The organism is Streptomyces sp. LS1784, from assembly GCF_020103755.1.
Classification (GTDB): Bacteria; Actinomycetota; Actinomycetes; order Streptomycetales; family Streptomycetaceae; genus Kitasatospora.
On record NZ_JAHSQD010000785.1, the window covers coordinates 1 to 2,970 of the forward strand.

The following is a 2,970-nucleotide window of genomic DNA, read 5'->3' on the forward strand; positions in this document are numbered from 1 at the left end:
CCCGCCACGGCACGCCTGTCCGGGTCCGGTACAGGATGCCGTCGATGACCTGCCGGTGGTCCCGCCACCTGCCACAACGCCCGTTGCTCACCGGCAGCAGCGGCCGGAGCCGCTCCCATTGACTGTCGGTCAGATCACCCCTACTCCCCATAGTCGTATCAACGACTCAACTGATCGGCAGGACACGGCCTAGAGGCAGTAGGGGTCGGTCTGGCGTCATCCTGGTGCGGTTATTCCCCAGGGCCTGCTCGCTGGCATGAGCCGGCCATCCCGGTCACTGCTGTCGGCTGATCGAGGAGGCCTACTGGGTCAGTCCCACCACAGCACGACGAGAAGGCCCCTGCGGACCGCCTCTGTGTAGAACCCACATAGCGCATCGAAGTGGCCCAGCAGGTACTTCGTTGGATCGCCGATGAACCCGTAGCCAAGCTTGGATTCCGCGCCGCTTTCCAGGACCGACTGGAGGATCGCCTGCATGTCGATCTCTCCGAGCAGTGCCGACACCTGGGCAACTGCGTCTGGGCACAGGGCCGTCGGGGTGGAGTTGCTGAAGAAGGCGATTGCATGCGGGTTCGCGTTGAGGAAGTCCAGATCGATGCCGCAGTCGCCATCGGTCGCGCGCTTGAGCGCCTCCAGGTGAACAGCGTCGAGTCGCGTCAGTTCGCAGGCACGCTCCAGCATGTCCGGTGCCCAGTCCAGATCCAGACAGTCCGCGGACGGCGGATCCCAGTGATGATCTCCGTCGGGTGATTCTTCGGCTGACTGACGGCAGGCGGCGAGATACTCCGCCGAGACTCGGGCAAGTTGCTGGGTGACGGCCATGACGACAGTATCCCGACGCTGTCCACCGGATTTGCCGCCTTCATTGGGGCCCGTCGGTCCTGTCAATGGGGTTCTTGGGTCGCTTGTTGGGCCGGTAGCTGGGGCCGTTCATGATGACCTGGTGGCTGGTATCGATCAGCCGGTCCAGGAGCGACTCGGCGACGCCGTGGCCGGGGCTACGGGCGCCCTCTTCTCGGCAACCGGGCGGGCGACCGCCTGCGTCCAATCATCCGGGCCCAGGGAACAGGAGGTGAGGGCCGTCGTGAACGACGATGAAGGCCAGGATCGAGCTGTCGTCGGCACCGGGTGCCTCGGTGTGCTGCTGGCACTGCTCGGCGCCGGGAGCTCTGTTGCCGTCATCAGCCGCCGATGGGCAAGTTGCACCGGAGGCGTTCATGCCACGGGCGATGCAATGACGCTGCAGTTCCTGCTGTTCGGCTCCCCCTTCCTCCTGCTGGCCGTAGGAGCAACGTTCGCGATCTGGATGTACCGTTCCACCCGGTACCAGCCTCCGATGAAACGCTTCGGGCTGATGACGCTCGCCATGCTGACCGGGATCGTGGCGGTGAGCGCGCTCCTCGTGCTCGCCAACGGAAGCAACCCGCACCCCGGTGTGCCGTGCCAGACCAGCTGACCACCAATTCGGCGCGCCGGTAGTAGCCACCGCCTTGAAGCAACGGCATTGCCGCCAGCAACCGCCCCGGGCAGGCCCGACCGCCGTCCCGGACCCAACCAGGCCGCACAGGCGCCCCGTCAGGCCGCCCCACGGCCCGCCGAACAGGCCGCCGACGCCATCGCCGCGCTACGCTACGTCCGCGCCCCCGCCGCGGCTTCGTCGTGACCATGCGCTACGAGGTCTGGCACGATACCTACCGACTGGCCGTCGGCGAGCGCGAGGAAAGCCCGACCATCGTCGACCTGTGCGGCCACACCGACTGCGTCGAACCCGCCCCGGCGGGACCCGGGTCCCGCTGCTGCCAGCACTTCGCAGACCCGGTCCGCGACGGCCAGGAGAGGACCCACTGGGCGCGGATCGCGGCCGAGGCCTGGCGGAGCGAGCACCCGACCGGCGGCGAGGAAAAGGTCCGGCTGGACAACGCGCGCAACGTCCTGGTCCTCGGTGCACTGGCCGCCAGTATGCGGCCCAGTGACCTGCACCGTGCGACCGGGATCGCCCGCACGACGATCGACCGGATCCAAGCCCCCGCAGCCGCAACCGGCATGGGAGGGCCACCCCCTGGACGGGCCTGCCTAGGAAACAGCCCCGGGCACTGCCGACACGTGCACGCGTCGGCGAGACGGTCACTGTCTACGGCTGGGTGAACATGCTCCGGCTGCAGCGTCGCACCGGGTGGTCGATCCGGGAAGCGACGTTCCTGTTCCGGGGGCCGCACCGGCTGGAGCCGTAGGGCCTGTCTTCCGGATCGGTGTCCATCGGGCGTCTACTTCGATGTCGTTGGGGCACTAATCGCCGCGCTGACATGCGTGTTGACTGATCGTCTGCCAGCGTCCACGACCGTTGTCGGAGTCCGGTCACGGACACCGGCGCCCACCGGTTCGGGGCGCCGGCAGACGATCCAGGAGGACTCCCATGTCCGCAATCCCCTTCCGCACCCGCGTCGCGGCCGTCGCGGCCCTGGCGATGGCCGTCGCGCTGCCCCTCGCGGGCTCGGCCACCGCGTCGGCGGCGGTGCCGACCGGCGTCCAGCAGGTACAGAGCTCGCTCCAGTCCGGGGACTCGCCCACGAGCTGGGCGACCAAGAACGGCGGCTACATCCAGATCAACTGGAACCCGCCCTTCAACGTCGGCAAGTACGACTGGGTCGGCCTCTACAAGCAGGACCCCGGCGTCATCGGCCTCAACAACTACGTGGACTGGCAGTGGGCCTACGGGAGCGGCACCTCGTACGTCACCGGCACCGCGGCGGTCAGCGGCGACTACTGGACCGCCTACGTCTCCTACGACTACTCCTCGGGCCAGTACCGCATCGTCTCGTCCAGCCACGACAAGATCGACTGAGTCGTGACCGTGTTGCTCACCAGAGCGGCGGCCACGGCCCTCGCGCTGCTGTGCGTGCTGCCGGCCCAGGCCGCCTCGGCGGCCGAGCCGGCCCCGACAGCGGCCCCTGCAACGGCCCCGGGCCCGGC

5 protein-coding genes are annotated in these 2,970 nt (G+C 68.4%); 3 read left to right on the plus strand and 2 right to left on the minus strand.

From position 1 onward, the window contains the following. Both KS423_RS42310 and KS423_RS42315 read right to left on the minus strand, forming a co-directional pair. Positions 1-151 (minus strand): transposase (locus KS423_RS42310; RefSeq protein ID WP_224280696.1); only part of this gene is annotated, 151 nt, incomplete at its 3' end. A gap of 158 nt (positions 152-309) precedes the next feature. Next, positions 310-822, minus strand: a complete 513-nt coding sequence (locus KS423_RS42315) for a DUF1877 domain-containing protein (protein ID WP_224285026.1) — start codon at positions 820-822, stop codon at positions 310-312. A gap of 262 nt (positions 823-1,084) precedes the next feature. On the opposite strand from KS423_RS42315, the gene KS423_RS42325 reads away from it, so the two are divergent. From KS423_RS42325 to KS423_RS42335, 3 genes are all read left to right on the plus strand, one after another. Then, positions 1,085-1,456: a hypothetical protein gene (locus KS423_RS42325; protein ID WP_224285027.1), complete on the plus strand. Its 372-nt coding sequence runs from the start codon at positions 1,085-1,087 to the stop codon at positions 1,454-1,456. Positions 1,457-1,665: 209 nt separating this feature from the next. Then, complete coding sequence (locus KS423_RS42330) at positions 1,666-2,145, plus strand: hypothetical protein (RefSeq protein ID WP_224285028.1); 480 nt, start codon at positions 1,666-1,668, stop codon at positions 2,143-2,145. Positions 2,146-2,413: 268 nt separating this feature from the next. Continuing rightward, a complete protein-coding gene (locus tag KS423_RS42335) occupies positions 2,414-2,842 on the plus strand; it encodes a hypothetical protein (RefSeq protein ID WP_224285029.1) in 429 nt (142 codons plus the stop codon). The last annotated feature ends 128 nt before the right edge of the window (positions 2,843-2,970 follow it).

What these genes read in the sequence shown, in the direction of transcription:
- KS423_RS42335 (WP_224285029.1), top strand. Translation starts at nt 2,414, where the DNA reads ATGTCCGCAATCCCCTTCCGCACCCGCGTCGCGGCCGTCGCGGCCCTG.
- KS423_RS42315 (WP_224285026.1), bottom strand. Translation starts at nt 822, where the DNA reads ATGGCCGTCACCCAGCAACTTGCCCGAGTCTCGGCGGAGTATCTCGCC.
- KS423_RS42330 (WP_224285028.1), top strand. Translation starts at nt 1,666, where the DNA reads ATGCGCTACGAGGTCTGGCACGATACCTACCGACTGGCCGTCGGCGAG.